Raw genomic sequence first — 25700 nt, 5'->3', positions numbered from 1 at the left:
CCTCGCCGTTGAGTTTGTGTTTGCCTCACCAGAAACAGGCGAAGGTGTTCGAATTCGTCGTCCTCCGATGAACCCTGACATGACATAGCGGATGCTTCGCGACGACTTGCTCCATCATCGTAGCACTTGAGTGTCTCGGCGATGATCGCGTCAACTTCGCGTTGCGATGTCAGCAGCGCAAAAAGCGCTTGAACCGCGGCCCCGGCCATTCGATCAGTAAATTGCTACACAATCAAATCGTGAGCCGCATGGAGATTGGCGTGCCATGAGTGATCGTTGTGCGCATCTGAAATATCAATCCCGTCAGCATCCTGGGCCGGCTCAGGCCCCTCGCGTGCAACAGCATGCTGGCCATCTCCATAGGCTTTTCCATTTCCCTGGCTCAGTTGCTGAAGGTCATACATTTCTGAAGACGTATTGTCGGCGCCACTCTTAAAATGAAAGGAATCGCCAAGTTCGGTGCCAATCGCTGATTTGGCCTGGTCTGCGTTGTCAGAAGAAGGCCCGCCCTTTCCTTCAGTCGTAATCTTCAATGCCGAATGTGCGTCGTTGGCAGAATTTACGGACGCCGTTGGCATATTCTGCCGCGGTTTGCCAGTATCTAGATCACCTGCCTGTGGATGCTGTGCGTGTTGCTTGCCGGCCGCGGAGCCATCTTCAAAAGTCTGCAAATCGCAGTGCGCCTGTCCGCGATTCGAATCTTGTCCCGGGGCCTCATGCTTGGCATCTCCCTTGGCGGCTACGGAGCCGTTGTCGGACTCATGCAGTGCCTTCTGAGAGTGGCCGTGATTTGAACCGTCTTCCGGGACCTCATGCTTGGCATCCCCCTTGGCGGCCACGGAGCCGTTGTCGGACTCATGCAGTGCCTTCTGAGAGTGGCCGTGATTTGAACCGTCTTCCGGGACCTCATGCTTGGCATCCCCCTTGGCGGCCACGGAGCCGTTGTCGGACTCATGCGGTGACTTCTGAGATTGACCATGATTTGAACCGTCTCCCAAGGCCTCATGCTTGGCGTGCCCCTTGGCGGCTTCGGAACTGTGGTCGGACTCATGTAGGGTCTTCTGCGATTGACCGTGCTTTAAATCGTCTCCCGCGGCCTCATGCTTGGCGCGCCCCTTGGCGGCTCCGGAGTTGTTGTCGGACTCATGTAGGGCCTTCTGCGATTGACCGTGATTTAAATCGTCTCCCGGGGCCTCACGCTTAGCGGCTTCGGAGCTGTTGTCGGAAGCGCGTAAATCGGATTGCGATCGATCCTGATTTGACCCGTTATCCCGGCCCGTCTGCGTTGGGTCACGCTGCGAGGCTTCGTTCGCGGCCGCCGCAACAACATCAACGGTCCCGGAACCTCGGGGAATAGGAATTTCTCGGTCACTGCTGCCATCCTCCGCATGGGCATTGCCGACATAAAGGTCGCTGCCGTCTGTGGCGATTGTATCGCCTTGGGCGAACTCGAATGCGACCCCCCCATCGTACACGGCCGTGCCGCCGAAATTTGCGAAGCCGGGAAGTGCGGATGCCAGTCCGTTGGCGTCGCTTGCGGTAGATGAAGTTACAATGTCGTCGCCGAAATCGAACGCCTGCACCGCGTGGTTGGCACCATCGAGGTCGTAGATCAAGGCGGCGAAAGCTGCAACCATGAAGATGCTGTAGCCGCTCGAACCCGGCCTCGGCGCGTTGAGTGCCGCCTGCGCAAATAGGCTCGCGGCAATCTCGGCCAAGGGGTCGACGAGTTTGCCGGTCGGCGATGATGTCCCAGTTGCGGCGCCGCCGCGGTCCTTGCTCGCGCCTCTGGCCGGGGTGCCACCTGATACTGCTTCCTTGCAACTGATTTTGATGGTGACGACCTCCGCGCAGCCATTTGCGGCCATGACCGTGAAGCTTTCGGTTGCGGCGTGACCGTGCGAATCGTCCAACGCTGCCAGGATCGCAGCTGCCAGGATACTCATCGCGCCATAACGGCGCGACCTTGCCAGCGCAGCGAGCTCCGTCCGGCTGTTGATTCCGAGCTTCTGTCGCGCGTGGTCGATGTGAATCCTGACGATCTCCAGAGAGACACCGAGCACCCGGGCAATTTCAGTGTCCGACAAACCTTCGGCGACGAGATCCATGATCGTCCGCTCGTTGACGGTCAGGAGCGCCAGAACGTTATTGCCGAACGAGGCGATTCCATTAGCTTCGTTACCGACCCTCGCCAGGTCTGACCCCGGTTTTTCCAGCCTCAGGGATTGCACCAGCGCTTCTGGTTTGGCGTTCATCGAAATTGCGCGGCAAGCACCACTCGCCAGTGCCCTGGCTAGATCGCCGCAGGCGACAGTAGCAGTGAAGAACACCAGCCGGGAGGAAAGGCCTTCGTCGTCAACGACGGCGAGGATGTCGGAAGCGCTTACGTCGGTGAACCCGTCCTCCAGTAACACCACATCGGGCGTCAAGCTGCGAATGGCCGCAAGGCAACTAGCTCCATCAAGACAGCACGCAACCACTTCGAAATCGGGCTGCGCTCCGAGCAGCGATGCAAAACCCTGTAGAACGATGGGACGTCGATCTGCTATCACAAGTCGAACGCGACGCATGGGCTTCCTTCGCTCGGCTCGCAACACAACATGAGAGGCGGCGATCTAACTCCGCTCGGCCGATTGCGTTCCTAATTGTCATATTGGGTTCGTGCGGACGCTTCTGACGATGAGTTCAATCAGTTCGTCGGGATAGCTCCATATGGCTCGCCCTCTTGGCCGTCCGTCAGAGGTCGTACCGCTCCCAGTGCGCAGGGGTGCTGCAACTTGAAGGTAATTTTCTGGTAATCCCGCTTTGCGACCGAGGAGGTGAAGCACTGCTCATCCCATAGGATGGCCTCCGGCCGGCCTTAAAACTATCAAAGAATTCGATTTTCAAGCACAACGAATGATGGCATTTGGTGAGCAGAACTCTCACCGATGTCGCTATTGCGCGAAAACCGCCGAAAAACAGGATTCCAGTCGACGACTCTTCAGCGGTGCAAATCGATCTCGACTGCAATCCGGACGAGGTCGGAGTGATTTTTGGCGCCGAGCTTGGTCTTCAGCGTGGAGGTCGTGTTGGCGACGGTTTTATAGGAGATGCCAAGTTCGGACGCGACTTCTGAGATGCGGTCGCCACGACCCAAAAGCCTCAGGATCTCGAGCTCGCGTGCGCTCATCTGCGTCAAAGGGCTGGCCTTGATCGCCGCGCTCGCGAAGGTCGTCGCTTCAGCCAGACGCGGCGAGACGAAGCGCTCCCCAGCTGCAACCCTCCGGATGGCCTTGGCCAGGAGCCGGGGATCATCGCTTTTCGAGATATACCCCTGAATGCCCATCTCGACCGCGCGCACCACGAACGCCGGATCCTCACTCACGCTGAGCATGACGATTTTGGCGGCCGGATCATCCTTGCGGATTCGGCGCGTCAACTCGAACCCGGTTAGGTCGGGAAGCCCTACGTCCACCACCGTAACGTCGGGATGCTTCTGCAGGTACGCACGGTGGCCCTCCTTCGCATTCGAAGCCGCCAGGATCTCGACGGAAGGGTCGGCCGTGAATAGGGCTCGGCATCCCGTCACGACAACGGGATGGTCGTCGACGATCAGTACCCGCATGTCGATCTGGTCCTCATTAGCACGTCGTCGCTTCCTCCAGTTGTGGAGAACGTCGCGAGCACTGTAATGGTTCAAATATCTGAGCGGGACGTCGGGCGAACCGACCGAAGGAGCACGAATTGCAGAAGATCTGGAATGTTCTTTCCTTTCGGCAGAGGCTGCTGCTTCCGATCGCTTTGATGATCCTGAGCGCGCTGGCGTCCGGCGCGGTGGCGCTTCTAATCTTCTCCCCCGACCAATTCGAGTACGAAAATGAACAGGAGTCGGGGTCCGCACGCGCTGTCGCGAGAGCCCTCAATGGAGCTCTTACAGCTTCGCTCAATCCGGAGCAGACGCTGGATGCCTTTGGCAAGGGGCTCGGAAATTCCGAGGCAATCCGATATTTCCAGCGGGAACATATGAGCCGGTGCCACCTTTGCGCGGGAAGGATAGCAGCGTGCCCGCCTGGTTCATCTCCAATCTCACCATTCCCGACCTCGAAAAGAGCTACCCCATCAACATCGTAGGCGTAGGGCCCGCCATAATAGCCGGTTCTATAGTAGCCGGGGCCCCCCTAGTAGCCATAGCCGGGCCCCCAGCCGTACGCCGAGGAGGCAAGGCCGCCGATCACGGCGCCTGCGACCAAGCCGCCCGCGATGCCGGGTCCCCTCCACCTCGCCAATGAGCTTCGGCCGGAGACGTCGTGGCGACCGAGGCCAGACCAAGAGCGCCGGCCATCAGCGCCGACATTGCGATCTTCTTCATCGAATGATCCTTTCACACTGTTCGCGCCCCGCCGATAACGGGAAAAACGGGCAATGGTTTCTGCTGGCCCCGGCGGCAGGGGCAATGGATATGCTCGGCGCCGGGGCAGCGTCGCTCGAAACCGGCGCTCGCGCTCACATCGCTTCGCGGATTCTGGAAGCCGCTGCCAAAGGCGACACCGCGCCGGAAAGCCTGAAGCAGGTAGGTCGCGACGCGTTGCACGTTGCTTCCACCATGCTGCGATAGCGGAGGACGGGGGTGAATTTCCAGGTCACCGTGCTCAAGATCCTGGTGAGCTATCCGGATGGATTTGCCGTCATGGCTGACCTCAAGCGCGACATGGCCATCCTGGCGAGCAGCGGCCGCGACTGGGCCGAGCGGACCAAGCGCCTAGCGGCGCGCGTGCCTGATCTCGACATCTTCTCGCAGGCGCTGGTCGAGCGTCTGAATGGAGGTGGCGCATCACCGAGAAGGGTCGGACGGTACTCGACTTCATGGAGAACAGGTTGTCTGGGCCACAGACGGGACCCGATGCTCCCGTCGAACAACTCTCAGTCGTAGAGCCCGCGCCCAGACTTTTCGCCTCGACAAGAGCGGGCCGAACCCAACGCCTGCACCGCCGACGGGCGGCGCGAGCGCGCGCGGAGGCATCCTGATCTCGTCCTCACTTCGTCTACAGTCGGGAAAAACAGGAAACTTTCCGAAGTGCCTTGAGTTGGCAGTGACGGGACCAGTCTCCGGAGAGCGAGCATGGTTGACGAAGCCGTCTTGAAGAACGCCACGGAGACCGCCTGGACGGTGTACCGAGCGCGGCACCCCGACGTGGAAGCTCATGACAGCCGACGCTGCTTGCTGGAGCGTCATCTGCACAGGAGATGGGAAGAGCGAGAGAGCGATACCGAAGAGCTCGCCAGCTTCGGGATTGCCTACCTGCACCGGCTTCCCCGCGACGAATGTTGACGAGCATGAAAATGCTCGTCGCCCGTGTAGCCCGCGGAAGCACAAGGCCCAGTTGGACGTTGCTCGCAATCTCGTTCCTCATTTCCGCGGCAATCGTGATCGGCTTGCGGATCGTTTTGGGGGACTAGCGCGATGCGGATCGCCCAGCTTGCGCCGTTGGCCGAGAGCGTTCCACCCAAGCTTTACGGAGGCACCGAGCGAGTGATCGCCTGGCTGGTCGACGAACTGGTCGATCTCGGACACGACGTCACCTTGTTCGCAAGCGGGGATTCGAACACCAGGGGAAAGCTCCACGCGGTGTGGCCCCGCGCGCTTCGTCTGGGGCGGAGAGGTGTCGATCCGAACGCCGCCTGCGCATTGCTGATCGAAGCCATCGCCGAGCGCGCGCGCGAATTCGACGTGATCCACTCCCATGTCGACTGGTTGCCCCTGCCGGTCCTGAGCCGGACCGGAGTGCCTTTTCTGACGACGATGCATGGCCGACTCGACCTTCCGGGGCTATCCGACGTGATCAGGGCTTTTCAGGAAGCTACTTTCATCTCCATCTCCGACAACCAGCGCCGTGCGCTTCCGGACGCAAACTGGATCGCGACGATTCCGCACGGGCTACCCAAGCATCTGCTTCAGCCCTCCTACGAACCCGGTTCGTACCTGGCCTTTCTCGGCCGGTTGACGGCGGAGAAGGGCCCGGAAGACGCCATACGCATCGCCCGCGCCGTCCGGATGCCGCTGCGGATCGCGGCCAAGATACCCCGCGCGGAGACGGGCTACTTCAAGAAGAAGCTCGAACCCGAGATCGACGGTGAGAACATCCGGCTGGTCGGCGAGGTGGATGAAATCCGGAAGCAGCCGTTCCTCGCCGGCGCAGCAGCCCTTCTATTTCCGATCGATTGGCCCGAGCCGTTCGGGCTAGTCATGATCGAGGCGATGGCCTGTGGCACGCCCGTGATCGCGTATCGTTCGGGATCGGTGCCCGAAGTCGTTGAAGACGGCGTCACCGGCTTCATGGTAGACGGCGAGGAGCAGGCGATCGAAGCGGTCAAGGAAGTCGTCCGGCTAGACCGGAGAATAGTCCGTGGCCGGTTCGAGGAGTGCTTTGGCGCCGACCTGATGGCGAGAGCGTATGAAAGCCGATATCGCGAGTTGGTCGCTCGCGGAGGGCGCCAACCGTGAGGGCAAAGCAGTGGCGCGCGAAGGATTCGAAAACGGAGCAGCTCGTTTGATCGCTGCCGGAACGGCTGACGACGCCAACCGTTGTCGCCGATCAGGAGGAACCCCTGAAAATCATTCTTGCCGCGACGGCAGCTATCGTCATTCTCGGGACGCCGGCCCTCGCGGACGAAACGCCTCCTTCGCAGCCGACGATCCAGCAGGTCCGCGACTCCACGTCGGGAGCGGCAGAGTGTTCGAAGCAGGTCTGGCCACATTTCTCTGATCACTGCCTGCGCTCCGAAGGTAAGGGCGTTTCCGTCCGCGTCGTGACCATCGAACGTCGATAGGGACGGGGATCTGATCGAATCCTTCACGACACCCACGGGCGCGGCGTCGACAACGGCCACGAGCCGCAAAGCGAACGATTGGTTCCCCGAACACGCCGTCATGAGCGGCAACGAGGAGCAATTGAAAGCGATTCCGCAGTTCTAGAGTAGGGTGTTCGCTCATTGAGATTGGGGTCCCACACGGGGCCCTTTTTCTGCCTTATGGCAACCAGCGGCGGCGGGGTCAAAAAACGGCCCGCCCGATTGCGGGCGAGCCGTTCATGCTGACGATCGTTCGCTCAGTGCATGTGAACCAAGAAATAGCCGACGCCGCCAACGACCAGAACGGCGGGAACGGCCCACAAAATCAGTACGGGCATTTCTCCTCCAATTGCTGTCAGAACGCTTCCGTCGGGTCTTAAGCCCGATGATCGCTTTACTGTTCGGTGCAGACCTTCGTGGTCTTGACCGCGGACTCGGCCTCGACCTTGGTCTTGTAGACGCCATCGCCCACGACCGTCGTGGTGGTCGTCGTCGGCTTGGTGTCGACGACGGTGCATTTCTTGGTGGTCGCGTCGCGAACGATGTAAAACTCGGCGGCGCTGGCGGCCTGGGTGCCGAGGGCGAAGGCGACGAGAGCGCCGCACACGATCAGCTTCTTCATGGGTGTTCTCCTCGTTGGTTGTAAGCAGTCAATGCCAACCGCGAGGTGCGAGTGAAGTTCCGCTTATTCCCGGCTGCAGCGGGCACGCGCCATTTCGGTACACCAGAATGCTTCTGCGCCTCGGAGGACATCCAGATCCCTGCTTCAGGAGAGTTACCAAGTTTTCCCGAATTGGAACCGCGCGCCGCATGGAATGTTGACCGACGTCCGCATTTTGGAGGTTTCAGATGAACAAGCGTTTACTCTTGGCTACGACCGCTGCAGTGGCAATCGCGACTTCGGCTCTCGCGCAGTCTTCTCCGAGCACGTCGAGCTCCAATCCGTCGGCCACGCAGCGCCAGCAGGATTCCACATCGACGACGCCGTCCTCTTCAACTTCGACACCGTCGTCGAACTCGTCTTCGGGGTCCGCGCAGACCAATCCTTCCACCAATTCGGCCCAGACGCAGTCTCCATCGTCGACCGGGCAGACCGCTGCAGGCCAGCCGTCCAATTCCGGAACGGCCAATACGACGCAGGCGCCGACCTCTAATAATTCGACCAACCAGGCGCAGACCAACTTTCCTTCGAACACGAACACCCAAACGCAAAGCGCCAACCCGCCCGCCTCGGGCTCCAACCAGGCGCAGTCGCCGACGGGTACCGGGTCGAATACGGCCCAGCAGCCGAACAATCAGCAGAACACGGCCGATCGTTCGTCGAACACCAACGTGAACGCGTCGGTGAATATCAACGATCAGCAGCGGACCCGCATCAGCACGTCGATTTCGCGTCTGAACGTGCAGCCTCTCACCAACGTGAACTTCTCGTTGTCGGTGGGCACGGCCGTGCCGCGCGATGTCCGCCTGCAGCCGCTGCCGACTGAGGTGGTCGAGGTCGTGCCGCAGTACCGGGGCTACAACTTTGTCTTGGTCAAGGACGAGATCGTGATCGTGGAGCCCTCCAGCTACCAGATCGTCGCGGTCCTGCCGTATTCGGGGCGCTCCACGGCGGCGGCGCCGGCGCGCACCGAGCAGCGCAAAGTGACGTTCACCGATCGTGATCGCGAGGTGATCCGCAAGCACGCCAAGGCGCGTCCCGTCGAGCGCGAGCGGCAAACGACCGGCAGCACGGTCCGAACCGAGATCCGCCGGGGCGAGCGCGTGCCGGAGGGCGTCGAAATCGATGCCTTCCCCGACGAGGTCTATCGCGATGCGCCGAGCCTGCGGGAGTACCGGTACATTCACCGGGATAGCCGCACCTACATCGTCGAACCGCAGGAACGTCGCGTCATCGAAGAAATCGACTGATCTCGCCAAACGGAGGAAGACGAACATGAAGACAATTGCGCTCGGTGCTTTCGCGACCGCCTTGTTGGCGTCGGCTGCGTCGGCAGCTCCGCTCAATCCAACCTCGCTCGGGTCGGCGGAGGTGGCCAACGTCGATCAGGTTCGCCTGGTCTGCAGTGAGTACGGTCGCTGCTACCGCACCCGCGGTCCCCGCTACGTCCAGCGATACTACGGCGGAGACGACGGCTATGTGGTGCGCCGGAGCTACGGCTCCTATGGCGGGCCCGGCTACTACGATCGCGGCTACGGCTACTACGGCGGTGGCCCGAGCATCGGTTTCAGCTTCGGCACCGGCCGCTGGTGAACTAGGAAAAGGGCCGCTCTCTGAGCGGCCCTTCGATATGGCTACTTTTCTCGGTGATGAGATGACTGCCGTTGCAAAGCTCCTGGGACAGAAGGAGCAATTGCTGGCGCGGCTCGAAGCCGATCCCGGCTCGAACGAGCGCGCCGAAATCCAGGCGCGCCTCGCCAAGATCGAGACCGCGTTGAAGCTGCTCGGCACCCAGGATTCGGCCGCCGCAGACGAAGACCAATAGCCTCTGGGGAGCAAAGGATTCGGAAGGGCGGGAGCTTCGCCGATGCCTCCGGTTCGCGGCGCTTCCCAAGCTCGCCGGATGAAGGCCCAGCTCGGGGGGCAGGGGCTATGAGCTCGGGCCAGTACGGGCTTCGCCCCTTGGGGCAGGGGCGTCGGGGAAAACCTGGCGCTCGCGCTATCGTTCCTCTGCGCGCAGCGAAGTTTCTTGATCCAGTCGCCCGGAAAGGCAGACGAGTACGACCGCAGGTCAGCGGCGCTCTTCGCTAACTACCTCTCACTGCATCCTCGCAGGACGAAAGTAAGGCGGCAGTTCGCGAAACCAAAATTTGCTTCGACGATGCAATGCTCCTTCAGCGATTGGTGCCCGCATGGGAATAACAATTGGCCATCTACCGGATAATTCAAAACTCACCTCTCGGGCCTGAAGAGATCGCGCGGCTGTCTCGAGCCTACGAACATGCCCTGCGCAGGATCGGCGTACAGGATCGCAACGACCCCTCACCGAACTGTTTGAAGAAGAGAAAGGCTATGCCATGAGTAGAGCAGCTAACCAGGCGGTGCCCCCTTTTTCCTCGCCGAGCTCCTTGATTGTCCGGACGATCTCCTCCGGATGGAAGGGCTTGTTCACGATGCGGCTGCCGGGGGCGTGGTGGGGTGGGCGAGAAGCCCGTTGCGTAGATGACCGGCAGGTTCGGATCCTGCTCTCGGTAGCGTTCCGCGATCTGCCATCCATCGACTTGTCCGGGCAGCCTGACGTCGGTGACCAGCGCGACGTGGTGCTCGCACCAGGCCAGAGCCTCCTCTCCAGTGCTCGCGTGGATCACGTGATAGCCTGCCTCGCGCAGCGCTTCGACTACGAATTCGCGGATCAGAGGGTCGTCCTCGACGAGAAGTACGCTCACTGGTGGCTCACTAGGAAATGGCATCCGTCGCGCAGTCGAACGGCCCAATCGGCCGGTCGTTCCCGACGGAAAGAATCGAGCCGACGTGATGCGAGTCCGTATCGGAAGGAGACCCGCACCGATTGGCGGCCCGGCTCGCCGATGGATTGCCGGACAATTCGACCGCTGTTGTTCGAATGCACGGTCGTGTCGCGATCGCCGTGGAAGACGATGGTCGGAATGGGCGTGCCGTCGCCCGGCTTTGCTTCTGGCCCGCCGCCTTGCTTCATGGCGATCAGCGCGGAGGGAGGACGCGAGAGCGGCGCGGGCCCGAGGAGGGAACTGGGGGGAACTGATGCGGTCACTAACGCAAGCTGAGGGTCCCCGTGACCTTCTTCAGTCTTAACCCATCGACTGCGAGCGAACCATTATCGTGGGATTCCATGCCCAATGCAGCTCTTCGCCCGTTCGAGGAAAGCCGCGATCTTCGCCAGACAGCGCCTTGCCGACGCGCTTCGCGGGCAGCTGGCCGAACTGAAGCGGGCCGTCTTGATGTGTCACGCCGAGATCGAAGCGCAAGGCGAAGACCGAAACGGGTGATGCGTGAAAAGGCAATGCAGTGACTGAAGTTGCGGTACCGCGAAACGCTTCGGTGCTCAGCATGGAAGGCGCATGTCCGCTCCGTTATGAAGCGCATGAGGGTTTCGTCATGGACCAGGCTCACGGTCGCGATCGGCCGCCGAAAGACCCGGCGATTTCATAGTGCTCAACGCGCTGCGTGGCTCCGATCAGCGCAGGTCTGCGGCGGCGTCCTCCATGCCCTTGCAGGCTTCGCGTCAATCCGCGCGCTCGCGGTCGGTCTGTCGCTGACGCGCATAATGGTCCTGGCGCACTGGGTGACGTAGTCCCGGGATTCGCGCTTGGGGCAATTCTCGACGCCCTCCGGATTTGGACCGGCTATTCGACGAGGCGAACTGTTGGCTGCGACCTTGGCGCAGCCATCACTGTTCTCATCCCTGAGCGCAACGAAATCGCAATGAATTGGGTGAAACGACCGTGAACAAAACGGGACGGAAGCACCTGCAGCATCAAGAAAAATCAACAACTTAGAAGATGCTCACTGCGTTCGGGACGCATGAGGCGGCCTCGATCAGATCGCAACTTGAACCAAATGTCGGTATCGGTGGTTGCGCCTCCGGGATTTCAACCTGCTCGGCGGTTGTTTGGGCGATGATCCGACTGAACACGCCATCGACACTGTTTGCTGTTGGATCGGCCCATTGAAGCCACCCATTCCCCCCAATGCGATCCACTCTTCGAGCTGCGTCCCTCGATCTCACTGGCGGCCGCGGCGCTCATTGATCGCCAAGACCGTCAGAAAATCGCGCACGCCTAGCACGCGCCAGTCCTGCGCTGATCGCCGTTCCATCTCCAGCGATATGTACCAATAGGTCTGGAATGGTGTTCGAGGTCTGCAAATTGCACAGCACCTCATGAACCTCACTCATCAACTTCCCCATTAAGGTGAACGGCGATTTTACTTGGTCACCGGGTGCGCAACTGGTGATATAGCTCGTAGTCCTAAAACACGCTCCCGATAGATTGGTGTCCACCATGGATCCACAGCTTCATAAAGCGCGTTTCAATTGCGGCAGTCGCGCTCTCCGGCACCATCGTCAAGCATGCGAACCTCAATGTAATGCTGGTTAAGGTCTATCGGATGGGCGGCAGCATGCGCACGCATTCATCAATGACGTACTCGGGTATGCTCTCAAACTTATGCGGGTTGAGCTGCATCACGTACTCATTCTCGATGTGGTACGACTCGTTAATAAATTTGCGGATCACGTCATCGTCGTGTTCGATGTTGAAAATCCGGAACAGCTGGATTTTCTCGTAGCCGACGTCCGTGGCCGCGAATTTTGCGCGGATGGCGTTCGCGTCGTTCACCTCGGCGACCAGCGCATCGTAGTTGAACCCTGGTAAGTGTTCTTCTCGGATGCTTTCCTCTGCTGCCTGTTTCTCCTCCAGGCTCATGTTCCGGTTTTCAGCTGCCGTCTGCAGCGTGGGAACGGCGCGGCCTTTGAACAGGCTTGCCAGCAGATTATATTCCAAGCCGACTTCATCACGTAGCTCATAGTCGCGCCGCAGATAAATGGCCTGCAGGATCGGATCCTGCAGCGTGGCAATATTCGCCCTGCAGACCCTGGCAAAGGTCTGGATGTCTTCCCTCGCGATCGGCACTTCTTTCACAATGCCCCCGCGCGAAGAAAGGAAAGATGCCGATGGTTTTGCCCCCTGAAACACGTCCTTGGTACTTTTGATAACATCGATGGCAGGCTCGATGTCATGGGTCAACAAAAGGGTGGTCCGCCCTCTCAGGCTTGCCTTGCCCTCGAACAGTTCGTGCAGGATGGCGAACTTCTTGTTCTTGTCGAACGACGATATGGGGTCGTCCAGCACCACCAGGTCCGGGTTTTCGCTCAGCACTTGGTGCATGAAAAGAACCAGGGCGAAGGCGTTCTTTTCGCCGTAGCTCAGGTGCTTCGACGCCGTTTCCAGGTGACCGGCCAGATCCCGGTGCACCAGCTTCATTTTGTAGGATTGCTCCTCCGGAACGATCTCGACAGCGTACTTGTAGCCGGCGGACTTCAGAAACGTGTTGATGCTGACCTGGTTGGCCTCTATCGCCTTTTTGATCTTGGCCTTGTGCTTGTTGACCTTTCCAGTCAGGTCGCCAACCTTCGTAAGCAGGTCTTCAAGTTGCGCGTTGACAGGGTCTGTGATGCTCCGGGTCTCTGGGGAATCGAGCTTGTCCATCAGCGCCAAGTCGATCTTCAGCGGGGTGATCTTCTCACTGATCTGGTCCACGTCCCGCAGGGAGAAAAAGGAGATAGCCCGGAGACCTTCCAGCTGGGTGATCATGCCGTCGATCTCAGCCTTAAGCCCCGTAAGGAAACTTACCTCGGCGGCGGTCAGGTCAATCTTGGTTTTGGTTACCCTCTGCAGGTTTTCGCGGCACTTCTCGCTGAAATACTTGCCAAGCCTTTCGATAACGGCTTTGAGCGTGTTGAGGTGACCGACAGCCGCGGCGTCGAATTCCTTCTCGACTGCGAGCGCGATGTCTTTCTGCCCCTCACCAACAAGGGGGGTGGCGCAATAGGGGCAATTGTCACCCAGCTTTAGATACTCGTTGCCCTTGATCTGCCAGCCAATCCACTTGGAGGGCTCCTGGCTCTTGATGAAGGTCTCGAAGGGCTTCAGCGCGTCGGGAATGTTCTCGGTCTTATTGCCGGTACCGAACGCCTTATGAATCTTGCTGCTCTTCGGAATGTTACCGGGCTTCGACTTGCCGAACGCATCCCGCAATTCCTTGAAGTCTGAAATGGTCTGTTCGATTTCCGCATTGTTGGTGAGCGTCTGCTTCACAGCAGCTAGCAGAATGTCGATGGCCTCCATCGCCGCGACATAATCCGGCGTTTTGATGAAGATGTCGAAGCTGTTTTTAAGGACTTCGTCTTTCTGGAAAACGAATTGCTGAACGTAGTCATCGTCGAAGACAAGGGCGGACGCCATACCGTCAATACCCTCCACAGATGGCGACGGTGCATCGGCCTTGCCTCGGCTTTTGAATGGCATGAGGTCACCTAGAGTGCCGTCTCCACGAATTTGGCTGACAATGGCTTTTGCCAGAGTACTTTTGCCAAGGCCGTTGGGTCCATATTTGATGTTCAGCGTGCCTTTCAGCACGCTAATTTCGGCGCGATCCACGCGGTTGCAGTTACTGATGACTACGGTTAGTTGGGTCAACCCGCATCCTCCGAAGAAGGAGAGACTATGAACCTAAAGCTCTGATCTACACGTAGCAGGTAAGCTCAATCCCCAAGAAAACTCAAAGTTATCAGCGAAGTTAGGGCGTCTCGGACGTTTTCCCGCGGTTTGGCTGGCTGTGATTGCTGGCTTGTCCGCTTTGGGATGCGACTAGGGCCGCCCAAATGACAGAGTGAAGCGCTGCTGGCATTCAAAGCCTCATACGCGACGTCTGCGTAAGGTCAAAAAATGAGCCCTCGACCTACGGTTCGAATTTTATACCGCAGAACGCCGCCGCACGTCATCGATGCCGCTCTCTTGCGAATGCATCAGGTGCCCAACATGTCACGTCCAGGAGACCGGTCGGCTTCGCCGTCGGCCGATGCAGCGCTCCGTCACCATCTGGACGCACAACTCCAAGAACTCATCCAAATACGAGCGGCTCTTCGCCGAGAGTTTGCTATCGGGCCATTCCGACAAGGGTAAAACCTGTTGGGGATTCAATGCAGGTTTGAACACGTGTTTGTCGGAATGGCCATTGATTTTACTGGGAAATCATACGCCTCTTAATCAGCGGGTCCCAGGTTCGAGCCCTGGTGCGCCCACCATACAAATCAAGACCTTAGCGCGAGAAACCGTTTGAGAAGGCCGAACTAAAACGGTTTTTCAAACGGTGTTTTTGGCGGCAGGTCGGCGAGTCCACTCTCAGCATTGTGATCTGCGCTACTTGTCTCGGCGGAGGCCAAGGCAACTCGAATGTCGCCCGACAGAACCGCGTATCTGGGTAAGAGCCGTCCGACATGGCCGGCATTTTCCCACTTCTGTTCAATGTCGTCAGCGACGCATTGCGGCGGCTGCGCCGCGCTTCCATCGAAGTAGCGCTTGAAGTCAACGTGTACCCTCATGTTATCCGGCCGATAAGCCGCCATGCGGTCATAGAGAAGAACCGATCCCGCCTCGAAAACGCCGATAGACCGACTTGTGCATCGGTGATCTCGACTCCTCAGTCTCAGGATCAATGGGAAGGTCGCGAACCCCAGCCTTGAGGAAGCTACCCGCCTGCTCATTGTGTTGCGGGCCGGCGGGATCGGGTGACAGCCGTAGGACACTGCCGTCGTGTTTCAGGCCGCCCGGGATGAGCGAAGCTCCTGCGAGCAGCCAGTTCAGCGCGATATCGGACAAGCGAGCCTCGTTTTCCAGATAACCGCCGCCGACATCGGCATGCACGCCCGGAAACCAGACCTGCTCGAAATAGAGGTTGCCGTGCGCGTCGCGTACGTCCTGCTTCTCGACCGTGGGCGACCAGCCGACGCGCTTGAAGTCCGCGCGGTTCTCGTCGATCGAGATCGCATGCTTGGCATAGCCGACATTTGGATCCAGCGTCGTGTCGTAGAATTTGTGCTTCGGCGGGGCGAAATGCACGGTCCGGAGGCGCTTCAAGAACCCGTAGCCGGGCAAGGATGGCGCGATCTTGAGATAGTTCATGAGAAAAGCGATCAGGGCTGCGGCGACGCCGAGGTAACTCAGAATCCAAGCCCCCCATCCCGCCCATGGAAAGACCGGCTGAAGGAAGCCACCGAGCCAGTGCACCCCGATCAGCAGCGCAATGCCGGAGGTCACGAGCGCCGTGCCGAGATATTTGTGGCCGAGGGCGGCGACCGTATCGAACACGCCGATGAAGTATGGAAAGACGTTCGCCCGCTCGGCGCCATTGATGGTGCTTGAGCTACCGTACTGCTGTCTGAATTGGGCGGCGATCGCGTCTCGAGTCTCCAACAAGAATTGCCGGTATCCAAGAATTTTGCGCGAGTAGGATGGGCAGAATTGATAGACATCCTTGACGGCATGCTCGGCCAGCTTGTGGACGCTCTTTGGATCGCGGCGCAGAGGCGAGCCATCCGGCATATGACGAGGGACACCGCAATAAGTCATAACGCCGGCAACTGATCGAATCGTGTAGGCCCCTCGGCTAAAACCGATCAGAAAGACGCGGTCGCCTTCCTCATAAAGGGCAATGATCGCGGCGTAGCAATCGACGATGTTTCGGGTGATCCCGAGGCCCGTCGCCATGCTGGCAAGGTTGTAGAGCCAGCGCATCCAGCCGATCTTGAAATGACCGCCATCCGACGCCGAACCGAGACCCGCATCGTAGAAGGCGACCTGTTCGGATGGTTCGACCTTCGTGTCCGGGCCGACGCGGCAGACGCGGTAGAGCTTGTAAACGTTCGTCCGCGCTTCGTCGAAATTGATGCCGCCGGCTTGGCCTGTGCCGTCGGAGAAGATCACAATATTCTTCGGCATTGCACACCATCCCCAAAAGTGCGCCAAAGGCCAATCCATATCACAGATTGCACGGGCCGAAATGTGAGCTTGCCCACTTGCGCACAGCGCGGGTGGTCACGTCCGCAACAATTATCGTCTACGCCGCGGGAGCTGAAGCTCAACCGCAAGCCTCTCGGCATCCGCTCCCTTATCTTGCTCCCTCGGATCGCAGAACGCGGCGCTCCAGATTGCGGCGCCGGCGCTTTTGTTCGGCGGACACGGCCGCGGCCTGCTTCAGATAAGCCGCCTTTTCCTTTCCCTTCAATTTCTTGGCGAATTCTAGGATTGTATAATACCAACTGTGATGCGCTGCTGTATCCGTCGGCTCAATCTCTGCAGCCCGGCGGTATTTCTCAAATGCCGCCTTATAGCTCCTGGCAGCGCCGGTCCTACGCGCGAGATCGGCAAGTGCGTGGCCCCAGCTCAGATAAACGCTGTAATAGTTTGGATTAGCCGCTCCCGCAGCTTGGAAATGCACCATCGACTTCTTGAACAGCACGAGGTCGTCCGTGATCCGCGCCAAATCATGTAATGCCTTGGCAAAATTATTGTGAACGACGTCTGGCGTTCGAGTGTGTCGGAGCGCCGCTTCGTAACGGCCAAATGCTTCTCTCAGTATCAAATTGTCGCTGCGGGGATATTCTGCGCGCGCCAGATCCGCCAACGCATTCGCCAAACTGTTGTGGGCGTCTGAAAATTGAGGATCTATTGCCAGTGCAGCCCGATATTTCACGACGGCGCGCTTGAGCAGCGCTTCCGCCGCCTTGGTCATCACTTCCGGCGCGCCATCCCGGGCTGCCAGAGACAGGTCGAACAGGACATTGCCCCAATTGTAGAGCGCGTCAGCTTCTGTGACCCGAATCTTCGCGGCGATGGCGAAATGCTCAGCGGCCTTCCGATAAACGTCACGATCATCGTCGATTTTCGCCATTGAGTGCGCACGATCGCCCAGAATCAGTTGGGACCAGCCGTAAGTGTCCCGTTCCCGTTTGGTCAGCTTCTTCAGCTGCCGGCCCCTAAACAAGGCGGCAACGCGCTCATGCTCGCCTGCGAGGAAATAGTATTCGGCAGATAGAGCTTGCTCCTGGCCAGCGATCAGGGCGTCGAGCTGGGGCCGTATGACGGCGGCGACATCAACCGGCTTTCGCGGAGCCCAGGCTCGTCGTCCAGATTGCTTCTCGGAGCTTTGTAGTCCTTCAGCATCCGAAACATAGATTTCAAATGCGAAAATGGCTGCGTTACGAAACGCGGGGGAAAGCATCCGAGCCTTTGAGCCAGCGTGACGAAAAAATCATCGGCATCCCAACCCCCCAAGAAGTGCGTGCCGCGTCCGGGGGTGAGGAGCCGTTTGGAGACATGGGCCGGCGGCGTCTTTCCATAGCCCACCCAATAGAGCCCATACTCAAATGTCCTGACATCGGCCAGAAGATCAAAAACCGGATCGTTCTCGCCGCTATAACCGACCACAATCCAAATCCGGCCTTTATGCGCATCCTCGAAAACAGGTTTCACATAGCGCCGATGTTTGTTCACCTCTTCACGCGTGTTGAGAAGCACAAAGCCATCACGCTGGCCATGGAGATGGAATATCGATTTTTCACTCACCTGGTCGGGATTGAAGAGATGCGATGCGGCGAAGTCATAAACCGCCGGGAATGAATTTATAAGTGAGCAGGCCCTAGAAACGAGAGGATCAAAATTGGTGGTAAGTACTCGATCGATAAAGCCGTGATCAATAAGTTGAGCGAGCGCGAGGTGAGCCCAATTGATTTTCGCATTGTCGATGTATCCGCCAATAAGGTCGCGCCGGACTCCCCGGTCGAGGCTGGCCATGCAGCTAGGATAGTCTTTCGTGGTCGCGCGCGCGTAGGCGGCAGGATATGAGGTCCTAATATGCTCGACCACGGCACCTGCCGACGGAATCCCCGCGCTGATCGAACAGCCAGCACCGAGTAGCACGGTGCATTTTCGCGTTGTGCCTGGTTTCGGCCGCAGCGCCTCTACAATGTCTTCTAACGTACGCGGGGTCATTGGAATCAAAATATTCTCATGTTGGGATTGAGTGTACCGCCACTCACAATTCTCTGCGTTTCAAAGGATCTGCCGACAACCCTTGCGCGGATAGAATGCGAGGAGTCTTGGAAGGCTGCCATAGGTCCGCTCGGCAATCTAATAGTTGGCATTGGTCCCCGCGCATCTCTTCTACTAGCAGTGTTACCAAGCATCGCAGGCCCACGGTAAAATTAGGATTTGGCCCTACATCGGTCAGATTACTTCAAGTTGTAATGTTGGCCCACCAGGAATTGCCGAAACAATTCGATAGATCGGGCAAATCGCCTTGCAATGCTGATGTCACCAGAGACTTCACTGATCGTACCAGCATATAGAGTCAGCTGATCGAGGGTTGCGCCTCAATGCGGCTGTGCTAGTACGCCCGCTCTCGAATCGAGGAGCTAAAAGTGGCGAATAAGGCAAAGAATATGGTTACGAAGAAGAAAACTGTGCGTCGCGAATACACAAAGGCTGACGTGAAAGAGCTGCGCGCGCATTCGAAAGCGAAGACGCCCGTTGCAAAAATCGCGAAGCTGACAAAGCGCTCCGAAGGCTCACTCCGCCAAAAGGCGCTCAAGCTTGGAATCCCTCTCGGTCACCAGCGCTAGAGGCGACATCATGCCGCTCTAAATACGGTGTTCTCGACCAGAACGTTGTTGCAAATCATCTGCGTTCCCGTCGCTGTTATCGCAATGAAGTTGTTGAGCGCTCACTATGACTTCAGCTGGACAACTGCAGTTGGCGGTTGAATAGAGGAGCACCCTGGAATGCTGAGCAGAAAAGGAGCCATCTAGTGGCGAGCTTTCACGCGGCGTTCAAGCGTACGGAAGTAATGGCGTTTTCAAAGCCGCAGGGCGAAGGAGGCCAGTCAAAAATCAAAGCGCGGGTGATTTCCTTATATCTGCGGCAGGCCTCGCACCAGAAACCAGGCCGTTATGAGCGGCAGACCATCAATAAGCTTCGTTGATTTTGCTGCATTTTCGTTTGAATTTGATCGCGTTCGTCGTGGTTTGTTCACGTCGTTTCTGGTGCGAAACTGGTGCGGTCAGTGAGCTTCGGTAGGCACTTTACGTCGCTGGCGACACAGTCGGTCCCATGATGGAGTGGACCGAGAGTTTAGGTTTTTCAATCTGTTAGTAGCCTCCGTGTGCACGACGTGTGCACTGAGAGATCAAGAAAAACCCATTGGGGGCAGGTGTAGGCAGTCGCTCTTTGGAAGTGGATGCGACGTCCGTGGAAGCCTGGGGTCTAGAGAGTTGGATCGTAAGGGCAAGGTGCACGCGAGGACTTCGGAGCTGATTGCTGCCATCGCGAGCAGCGATTTGTGTTCGGCCGTTCTCGAAAAGCAATGCAAATGACAAGCATCGATATCGGGGTTCGAGTTGCTCCACCGCTACTCAATTCCACGATTTCCTACGCCACTAGCGATTTCCCCCGCGTTGCTACGGGCCTCCTAGATCATCAGCGCGGCGCCCGATACGAGGAGCAGCGCCAGTACGATCTTGCGGAATATTGCCTCGTCGAGCCGGCCGAACAATTTCATGCCGAGCCAGATGCCAGCGAGAAGGGCCGGCAATCCAATCAGGAACAGCTTGATTGTCTCCGGACTCATGGTGCTCTTCGCGCCGATCCACAGCGCGCTCATAAAGAAAACTGCGACTGCCACCGGCTGGAATAACGTGCGCTGCACCTCCTTTGGCCAGCCGCGCAGTCCGCACCAGATGGTGACGAGAATGCCGGCGAGGCCGGTGATGCCGCCAAGCACGCCGTTGAGAGAGCCGACGCCGACATCCGCTACCGCGCCGCCGGCCTCGGCCGGAGGGATCGACGAACGGAGCAGGGCATAGAGGCAGTACGACACTAAGAACACGCCGACACCCGCGCGCACATGAGCAGGATTAGCCCAGGTGAGGACGCGACGCCTACGGGAACGCCGATGGCTGCGCCGACCATAAATGGCCAGAGCTTGTGGTGATCAAGCGACCGCCTCAGCTTCCAGACCCAATAGCCCTGAACGATGAGGCCATAGGCGATGATCAGGGTGGCCGTCTGCAGCGGCGAGAGAATGTTGAGCCAGATCGAGGCGACGATGAGCCGAAAGGCAAAGCCGGAGCGGCCGGCGATCAGCGCGCCGGCGAATGTGACGAGAATGAAGATCAGGAGTTCGCATGAAAATCCATCCATCTGCCCGGCGCCGGCAATCCTGGAAATCCCCGCAATATCGCTTGATATTTACCTTTATCGTGATCGATCACTTCGACTGTGCTGCGCGTTGTATGCGCGATGAAGACCCGCCGGGTCTTCGGATCGAATGCGGCTGGTCGAAGGCGCTGTCCGGAGCGCCTGTATTTTGATGATGAAGGCTCTTCAAGGGCATGGCGACCTGAAGTCGCTACGTCGCCGTGAGCGGGCAATCTGTCTGGAAGATTGAATGGAAGTCCCGTCCATGTGCAATCTCATCGAAAATCGAGCGTTGCACAGAGCTTGGACGGTTTGGCCGTCTGGTGGGGAGTCTGTGTTTCCCGTAGTAGATGTTCGGCCTTGCCCATCACAGGCTCGAGGTCCTGGAAGGTGTTGGCCACGTCCTTGTGGCTTAGCACGAGCCGTGTTGACAAACGTGCTTCGCGGAAAGCCGTAAACAGTGATTTCAGACATCGTTTCTCCTCCCAGGTCGCTCGCTTGCAGTCGATCGAGTTCGATCAGCGCCAGGTAAGACCGAGGTCGGCAAGGAGGTGTGGGGATCATCGGCCATCGCGCGCAGACCGGCGCACTGGTGCATCGGCTCGCTGCTGGCAAGCCAGCGGTCGAGCAGCGCCGGCCATGAATTTCGTTGACGATCCCCCATTGTCGCGCTGCGGCGACTCGCGCCAGAAAGTCGCTATTGGCAAAAGGCATTGACATTTAATAGCTCCAAATCCCATGATTTCGCAGTGCCGCATAGGCAAGGCGCAGTCCGCAAAGCATCCTTTCTCGGGCCTGCCCCAATTTTCCTCATGAACTCTTCTGGGTGGATTGGAATGCGCCGCATTTGCCGCGCTGAACGCACTGAAGGCCTTCGAAGCCGCGGCCCGACACGAGAGCTTTACGCGCCGCAGAAGAGCTGTGTCTCACTCAGGTGCGGTGAGCCATCAGGTGAAGGCGCTTGAAACAGGACTTGCGATTAAGCTCTTCAATCGTGAGCGGCAATGCCTGATCATCACCGAGGCGGGCCGGGACTATCTCGCTGTCGTGCGCGATGCGCTGGATCGTATCGCTGCGGGTACGAACGTTTGCTGCAGCGGCAGAGCGCAGGCGTTCTCACCGTCAGTACCTCGCCAGACTTTGCCGCCAAATGGCTGGTGCATTGGCTCCGTCATTTTGCGGAAGCGCATTCCGGCATCGATGTCCGCGTCTCGGTCACGATGCATCACGCCGATTTTGCCCGCGAGGAGGTCGACCTTGCGGCAGGCCACGGCGATGGCAATTGGCCGGGCCTCGATGCCGTAAGGCTCTGCTCGGAACGGCTCATTGCGGTGTGCAGTCCAAAGTTGCTGTCGGGCCGCCGCTACATTAGCGGGATCGCAGATATCCTGAAATTTCCCCTGATCCACCTGGACAGCCGATCCGACTGGGCGAATTGGCTGCGCGGCCTCGGCATACATGACGCCGATGTCACACACCGTCTCGTGCTCGATCGTGCGAGCATGGTTATTGATGCCGCGATCAACGGGCAGGGTATCGCCCTTGCTCGCACGACACTAGCGGCTTGGGATCTGATCAACGGTCGGCTGATGTTGCCTTTCCCGCAGTCCTTGCCGGTGTCGAAGACTTATTGGATCGTTTGCCCCAAGGTGACCGCGTCGCTGCCGAAGGTTGTCACTTTTCGTGAGTGGCTGCTCGCGGAGGCGTCGAACGACCTGCGCCAGTTCAAATCACTCGCCGGGACCTCGAAGGCGAGGCGGCGAAAAGGCCAACCGCCCGACTTGCGGCGAGAACCACAAGAATTAGCTCCTCTCTCGAACAAAAATTTGACCGAGCCGTTAGCCTCGGTCGAACGGAGGAGGAGAGACCATGCGCGTTCTTGCAGTAGCAATGGCAACATCGTTGTCCTTTGCTTTGGTTCCCGCATCTGCAGAAGAGTCCGGATTATCCAAGACGTATAAGGAGGGGCAGTCGGTTCCGGTGCAGCCAGACCGTACGCCACAACAATCGGACCAATCTCGCAACCAAGATAAGGCGCGTGGTGAGAACGTTCAGATCGACCGCGACTGGAAGGCTCAAGAAAATGTCAGCCGACCGGCTACCGACCACGAGGGATCTGCGGGCAAGACTGACATGGACCATCAAACAGTGGGTCGTGACTGGCGAGCGCATCCTGAACGTGACGAGAACCGCTGAAATCAGCAGTGAGCTTTATGAGAGCCGGACGTGATTGGCCTGCGTTGTAAGAGCCCGTGCTCACGATGTCCAAGGCCGCCATCTTTGCAACAACCTCGTGTCATCAGAGACTTCGCTCTTAGGCCGCGAACGGAAGTCGGCGCGGCAGCCGGATTCTTAAGTTCGCATAAGACGGTCTTTAACCGTCCGCGCGATCGTTGCCGGCGCCTCGTCGGGAATGGCAAAGCATGAACTCACGTTGATTTCGCAGAGCACGTAGGTATCGCGGCCGGACTTGTCGCGCGAGCCATAGAGGAAATCCGCGTCCCAGATGACCGGGAGCGCCGTTCCGTCGATGCCGAGCGTTTCCAGCATTTGTGGTGTCCATTCGTCTTCCATCAATCGTCGCAGCGCCTGGAACGACGGGGCGTCGGGCCCGTGCATGATCCTTGGCCCGGGTTCCGCTTCCGGCGAGTCCAGGCCTTCCGGCGGCGGAGGTATCAAGGCCTTGATCAATTGATGCCCAAAGCCGGCGACCTTGGAGCCACTCATGTAGCAGCGGATCATCCCTTCCGGCAGGCGCGGCTGGAACGGTTGATCGATGATGCAGCCTCCCCACCCGAAATATGGTTCGCAGCGAACGATGAAGGCCTCCAGCGGTATGTCCTCAGGCAGGCTACCGCGTTGGGCGTGCAGCACCCGCACTGCGGCGTCAGTATCTGGCAGAGACTCGACCTTCCAAACGCCTTGGCCTGCATTGCCCCGGTTTTGTTTGAGCACGCGGGGACCGTTAGCCCGCAGGCGCGACGGGAATTCAGCACGGAAAGCCGCCGCGCTGTCGTAACGATGCGTGTCGCCGCCCCAACCGAGATCGCGCGTTCGGTAAAGCACCTCCTTGACCCCCATCTTCAGGATGACATCGGGATGTGCGCTCACCCAGGGGCCTCTTGCCGCAGCCTCCCGCAGCAACTCATCGAGCGCCGCGCGCGTCTTCCCTTCATGAATGGGATTGACCCAGACAAGGACTCCATCGACCTCAAGCAATTGGTCGCGAACCGCATCAGCGAACATTTCGTCGTAGATGACGGGGCGGGCCTCGACGCCAACTGAGGCTAGGGCCTCGAAGACGCGGACAAAGCGGCTGTTCTGCGGGGTTGCGTCCCGGCGTGCGGCAGCATCTCCGCGCGAGAGGATGGCGACGGTGTGTTGGAGAGAGGCGTTTCGTTCGGTGTCCATGCGCAAGCTCCACGACGGATCGCGTGTTGCGCAGAGCTTGGACCGAAAAGTCTGACGGGGAGTCTGCCTTTCCCCACGGAGAAGCTTACGCGACTTTAGACACTCGTTGCAAGTTGCCGATTGCCGCCCTTGTAGGGATTGGGGGTCTTGCGATGATCCCCTCCAGGGGGATAGGGTATGGGGCATGGCAAACGAGCACGTCCACGAAACCCACCCCGAGATCGTCAAGCGGCTGCGACGCGCCGAGGGACATCTGCACCGGGTGATCGAGATGTTCAGCGAAGGCCGGTCCTGCCTCGATCTCGCCCAGCAGCTACACGCGGTCGAGAAGGCGATCGGCGAGGCCAAGCGGACCCTGATCCACGATCATGTCGATCACTGCCTGGATGCCGCCGCGACTGGATCCGCGAAATCGACCAAGAGCGTGGTGGCCGAGTTCAAGGCCATCTCAAAATATCTTTAACGCGATGCATCCGTTTTCTTCGCGCCGGATCAGAGACTTCGATGGCTAATGGCTCCTTCATTGCAGTCGTCGCCTTTCTGGCAGGCGGTGCCTTCGTAGCACTGATGCCGGACGTTTCGACCAGGCTGCAGCGCACCGTCGGTATAGCGCCGGGCAATGCCCCGACGCAGGCGAACGGCACGTCTGGACAGGCCGCGCCGAAGATACCCGTCGTTGCCATGGACGACGATCGGATCAAGCTGGCGCACATCGACTTGGCAACGGTCGGTCCCGGCATGGTCGCAAAACGCCTGGCCGTACCGGGGACGGCGATTCCCGATGCGGGCCGCGTGTCCCATGTTTCGGTGAAGCTGTCGGGGACAGTGGCCGAGTTGCGCAAGAATATCGGTGATGACGTCACCAAGGGTGACGTGCTTGCCGTTCTTGAAAGCACGCGAAGTGGCGGACGCCAAGAGCGAGTATCTCTCCGCCCGTCTTGCCAACGAGTTGCAGCAGGACCTCACCTCACGCGACAAGTCGCTGTGGGAAGGGCGGGCCGTTCCGGAGCAGCAGTACATCAAGTCGCGCAATGCCGCCGCGCAGACCGAGATGCGCCTCAACATCGCTCGCCAGAAGTTGCTCGCATTGGGCGTGGAGGCGGACGAAATCGCCGGCCTGCCGCAATCCCCAGACGCATCGTTGCGCAGCCAGAACGTCCGCGCCCCGGTTTCGGGGCGGCTTGCCGAGCGCAAGGTCGAGCTTGGCGCAGCGGTGGGGCGCGACAACCTCGAGACCGAGTTGTTTGTCATTGTCGATCTCAGCCGCGTCTGGGTCGAGCTGTCTGTCTCTTCCGCCGACCTGCCGCAGGTCAGGGAGGGTCAGTCGGTGCGCGTCTCGGCGCGCGGATTGCCGGAGACGGCAACGGGCAAGATCGTGTTCGTCAGCCCACTGCTTGACAAGGAAACCAGGACCGCCCGTGTCGTGGCGGCGCTGGACAATACGAATGGATATTGGCGTCCGGGATCGTTCGTCACGGCCGCGATCGCACTGAGCGAGCGTGACGTCGGCGTCGTCGTGCCCGCAACCGCGATCCAGAATGTGGATGGCGGAAAGGCGATCTTCGTCCGCAACAAGGACGGGTTCGAAAAGCGCAGTGTCGTGCTTGGCGAGCAGGACGGGCAGTCCGTCGAAATTGTCTCCGGTATCGCTGCCGGCGAGACCATTGCCGTCTCGAACACGTTCTCGCTCAAGGCAGAATTCGCCAAACCTCGCGACGAGGACTAGG

Annotated in this window: 26 protein-coding genes and 3 pseudogenes; 15 read left to right on the top strand and 14 right to left on the bottom strand. The window is 59.2% G+C overall.

What is annotated here, in order from left to right; genetic code table 11:
• Nucleotides 1-224: 224 nt before the first annotated feature.
• The 3 genes from ACZIRK_RS16925 to ACZIRK_RS16915 all read right to left on the bottom strand — a co-directional run bounded on the left by ACZIRK_RS16925 (nucleotide 225) and on the right by ACZIRK_RS16915 (nucleotide 4351).
• Entirely contained in the window at nucleotides 225-2429 is a 2205-nt protein-coding gene (locus tag ACZIRK_RS16925) for a response regulator transcription factor (RefSeq protein ID WP_463327770.1), read from the bottom strand.
• A gap of 554 nt (nucleotides 2430-2983) precedes the next feature.
• The gene (locus tag ACZIRK_RS16920) at nucleotides 2984-3607 is read right to left on the bottom strand and encodes a response regulator transcription factor (protein ID WP_130230629.1); all 624 of its coding nucleotides are present in this window, start codon (nucleotides 3605-3607) and stop codon (nucleotides 2984-2986) included.
• Between the two features lie 606 nt (nucleotides 3608-4213).
• Nucleotides 4214-4351 carry a hypothetical protein gene (locus ACZIRK_RS16915; protein ID WP_165435603.1) on the bottom strand — a complete coding sequence of 46 codons (138 nt, stop codon included), beginning with the start codon at nucleotides 4349-4351 and terminating at the stop codon, nucleotides 4214-4216.
• A gap of 3 nt (nucleotides 4352-4354) precedes the next feature.
• On the opposite strand from ACZIRK_RS16915, the gene ACZIRK_RS16910 reads away from it, so the two are divergent.
• The 4 genes and pseudogenes from ACZIRK_RS16910 to ACZIRK_RS16895 all read left to right on the top strand — a co-directional run bounded on the left by ACZIRK_RS16910 (nucleotide 4355) and on the right by ACZIRK_RS16895 (nucleotide 6484).
• Nucleotides 4355-4597, top strand: coding sequence for a hypothetical protein (locus ACZIRK_RS16910; protein ID WP_130230633.1), 243 nt, complete (start codon nucleotides 4355-4357; stop codon nucleotides 4595-4597).
• A 12-nt stretch (nucleotides 4598-4609) separates the two neighbouring features.
• Nucleotides 4610-5007, top strand: a pseudogene (locus ACZIRK_RS16905) (hypothetical protein).
• A gap of 94 nt (nucleotides 5008-5101) precedes the next feature.
• On the top strand, nucleotides 5102-5311 hold the full coding sequence (locus ACZIRK_RS16900) for a hypothetical protein (RefSeq protein WP_130230635.1): 210 nt from the start codon (nucleotides 5102-5104) through the stop codon (nucleotides 5309-5311).
• 132 nt (nucleotides 5312-5443) lie between these two features.
• Nucleotides 5444-6484: a glycosyltransferase family 4 protein gene (locus ACZIRK_RS16895; protein ID WP_130230637.1), complete on the top strand. Its 1041-nt coding sequence runs from the start codon at nucleotides 5444-5446 to the stop codon at nucleotides 6482-6484.
• A 741-nt stretch (nucleotides 6485-7225) separates the two neighbouring features.
• On the opposite strand, the gene ACZIRK_RS16890 is transcribed toward ACZIRK_RS16895, so the two are convergent.
• Nucleotides 7226-7453: a hypothetical protein gene (locus ACZIRK_RS16890; RefSeq protein ID WP_130230639.1), complete on the bottom strand. Its 228-nt coding sequence runs from the start codon at nucleotides 7451-7453 to the stop codon at nucleotides 7226-7228.
• Nucleotides 7454-7680: 227 nt separating this feature from the next.
• Between ACZIRK_RS16890 and ACZIRK_RS16885 the strand changes: the two genes are divergently transcribed.
• From ACZIRK_RS16885 to ACZIRK_RS16875, 3 genes are all read left to right on the top strand, one after another.
• Nucleotides 7681-8742 (top strand): DUF1236 domain-containing protein, encoded by a 1062-nt coding sequence (locus ACZIRK_RS16885; RefSeq protein WP_130230641.1) that lies wholly within the window; start codon nucleotides 7681-7683, stop codon nucleotides 8740-8742.
• Between the two features lie 25 nt (nucleotides 8743-8767).
• Nucleotides 8768-9085, top strand: coding sequence for a hypothetical protein (locus ACZIRK_RS16880; protein ID WP_130230643.1), 318 nt, complete (start codon nucleotides 8768-8770; stop codon nucleotides 9083-9085).
• 61 nt (nucleotides 9086-9146) lie between these two features.
• Nucleotides 9147-9317: a hypothetical protein gene (locus ACZIRK_RS16875; protein WP_165421571.1), complete on the top strand. Its 171-nt coding sequence runs from the start codon at nucleotides 9147-9149 to the stop codon at nucleotides 9315-9317.
• 448 nt (nucleotides 9318-9765) lie between these two features.
• On the opposite strand, the gene ACZIRK_RS16870 is transcribed toward ACZIRK_RS16875, so the two are convergent.
• The 7 genes from ACZIRK_RS16870 to ACZIRK_RS16840 form a co-directional block, all read right to left on the bottom strand.
• Entirely contained in the window at nucleotides 9766-10218 is a 453-nt protein-coding gene (locus tag ACZIRK_RS16870; protein ID WP_245475124.1) for a response regulator, read from the bottom strand.
• Between the two features lie 381 nt (nucleotides 10219-10599).
• Nucleotides 10600-10860 carry a hypothetical protein gene (locus ACZIRK_RS16865; RefSeq protein ID WP_463327768.1) on the bottom strand — a complete coding sequence of 87 codons (261 nt, stop codon included), beginning with the start codon at nucleotides 10858-10860 and terminating at the stop codon, nucleotides 10600-10602.
• 1050 nt (nucleotides 10861-11910) lie between these two features.
• Complete coding sequence (locus ACZIRK_RS16860; protein ID WP_463327767.1) at nucleotides 11911-14007, bottom strand: AAA family ATPase; 2097 nt, start codon at nucleotides 14005-14007, stop codon at nucleotides 11911-11913.
• A gap of 653 nt (nucleotides 14008-14660) precedes the next feature.
• Nucleotides 14661-14912 (bottom strand): hypothetical protein, encoded by a 252-nt coding sequence (locus ACZIRK_RS16855; protein WP_130225059.1) that lies wholly within the window; start codon nucleotides 14910-14912, stop codon nucleotides 14661-14663.
• A 28-nt stretch (nucleotides 14913-14940) separates the two neighbouring features.
• Nucleotides 14941-16308, bottom strand: a complete 1368-nt coding sequence (locus ACZIRK_RS16850; RefSeq protein WP_165435131.1) for a DUF2235 domain-containing protein — start codon at nucleotides 16306-16308, stop codon at nucleotides 14941-14943.
• 169 nt (nucleotides 16309-16477) lie between these two features.
• The gene (locus ACZIRK_RS16845; RefSeq protein ID WP_130225061.1) at nucleotides 16478-17260 is read right to left on the bottom strand and encodes a tetratricopeptide repeat protein; all 783 of its coding nucleotides are present in this window, start codon (nucleotides 17258-17260) and stop codon (nucleotides 16478-16480) included.
• A gap of 164 nt (nucleotides 17261-17424) precedes the next feature.
• Nucleotides 17425-18360, bottom strand: a complete 936-nt coding sequence (locus ACZIRK_RS16840) for an SIR2 family NAD-dependent protein deacylase (protein WP_130225062.1) — start codon at nucleotides 18358-18360, stop codon at nucleotides 17425-17427.
• A gap of 449 nt (nucleotides 18361-18809) precedes the next feature.
• Between ACZIRK_RS16840 and ACZIRK_RS16835 the strand changes: the two genes are divergently transcribed.
• Nucleotides 18810-18989 carry a hypothetical protein gene (locus ACZIRK_RS16835; protein WP_130225124.1) on the top strand — a complete coding sequence of 60 codons (180 nt, stop codon included), beginning with the start codon at nucleotides 18810-18812 and terminating at the stop codon, nucleotides 18987-18989.
• Between the two features lie 185 nt (nucleotides 18990-19174).
• Nucleotides 19175-19348 (top strand): hypothetical protein, encoded by a 174-nt coding sequence (locus ACZIRK_RS16830; protein ID WP_165435133.1) that lies wholly within the window; start codon nucleotides 19175-19177, stop codon nucleotides 19346-19348.
• Between the two features lie 486 nt (nucleotides 19349-19834).
• On the opposite strand, the gene ACZIRK_RS16825 is transcribed toward ACZIRK_RS16830, so the two are convergent.
• On the bottom strand, nucleotides 19835-20251 hold the full coding sequence (locus ACZIRK_RS16825) for a TSUP family transporter (protein WP_245474632.1): 417 nt from the start codon (nucleotides 20249-20251) through the stop codon (nucleotides 19835-19837).
• Nucleotides 20242-20565 carry a hypothetical protein gene (locus ACZIRK_RS16820; RefSeq protein WP_245474633.1) on the bottom strand — a complete coding sequence of 108 codons (324 nt, stop codon included), beginning with the start codon at nucleotides 20563-20565 and terminating at the stop codon, nucleotides 20242-20244. Before ACZIRK_RS16820 ends, ACZIRK_RS16825 begins: the two co-directional genes overlap by 10 nt.
• Here ACZIRK_RS16820 and ACZIRK_RS16815 point away from each other — a divergent pair.
• The 3 genes and pseudogenes from ACZIRK_RS16815 (at nucleotide 20550) to ACZIRK_RS16805 (ending at nucleotide 22523) form a co-directional block, all read left to right on the top strand.
• Nucleotides 20550-20735, top strand: coding sequence for a hypothetical protein (locus ACZIRK_RS16815; protein ID WP_130225063.1), 186 nt, complete (start codon nucleotides 20550-20552; stop codon nucleotides 20733-20735). The genes ACZIRK_RS16820 and ACZIRK_RS16815 overlap by 16 nt on opposite strands.
• A gap of 658 nt (nucleotides 20736-21393) precedes the next feature.
• Nucleotides 21394-21534 (top strand): annotated as a pseudogene (locus ACZIRK_RS16810) (hypothetical protein); the annotation flags it as partial.
• A 116-nt stretch (nucleotides 21535-21650) separates the two neighbouring features.
• A complete protein-coding gene (locus tag ACZIRK_RS16805) occupies nucleotides 21651-22523 on the top strand; it encodes a LysR substrate-binding domain-containing protein (protein ID WP_245474634.1) in 873 nt (290 codons plus the stop codon).
• A gap of 391 nt (nucleotides 22524-22914) precedes the next feature.
• On the opposite strand, the gene ACZIRK_RS16800 is transcribed toward ACZIRK_RS16805, so the two are convergent.
• Nucleotides 22915-23973 carry a Cj0069 family protein gene (locus ACZIRK_RS16800; protein ID WP_463327788.1) on the bottom strand — a complete coding sequence of 353 codons (1059 nt, stop codon included), beginning with the start codon at nucleotides 23971-23973 and terminating at the stop codon, nucleotides 22915-22917.
• Between the two features lie 184 nt (nucleotides 23974-24157).
• Here ACZIRK_RS16800 and ACZIRK_RS16795 point away from each other — a divergent pair, with 184 nt between their 5' ends.
• From ACZIRK_RS16795 to ACZIRK_RS16785, 3 genes and pseudogenes are all read left to right on the top strand, one after another.
• Nucleotides 24158-24436, top strand: a complete 279-nt coding sequence (locus ACZIRK_RS16795; protein ID WP_130225065.1) for a metal-sensing transcriptional repressor — start codon at nucleotides 24158-24160, stop codon at nucleotides 24434-24436.
• Between the two features lie 41 nt (nucleotides 24437-24477).
• A pseudogene (locus tag ACZIRK_RS16790) lies at nucleotides 24478-24912 on the top strand (hypothetical protein); the annotation flags it as partial.
• Nucleotides 24827-25699, top strand: coding sequence for an efflux RND transporter periplasmic adaptor subunit (locus tag ACZIRK_RS16785; protein ID WP_474418187.1), 873 nt, complete (start codon nucleotides 24827-24829; stop codon nucleotides 25697-25699). The pseudogene ACZIRK_RS16790 and the gene ACZIRK_RS16785, both read left to right, overlap by 86 nt.
• The last annotated feature ends 1 nt before the right edge of the window (nucleotide 25700 follow it).

The organism is Bradyrhizobium sp. Leo114, assembly GCF_055229415.2.
The sequence above is the reverse complement of the archived record's forward strand: the minus strand, read 5'-3'. Positions and strand labels throughout refer to the sequence as shown.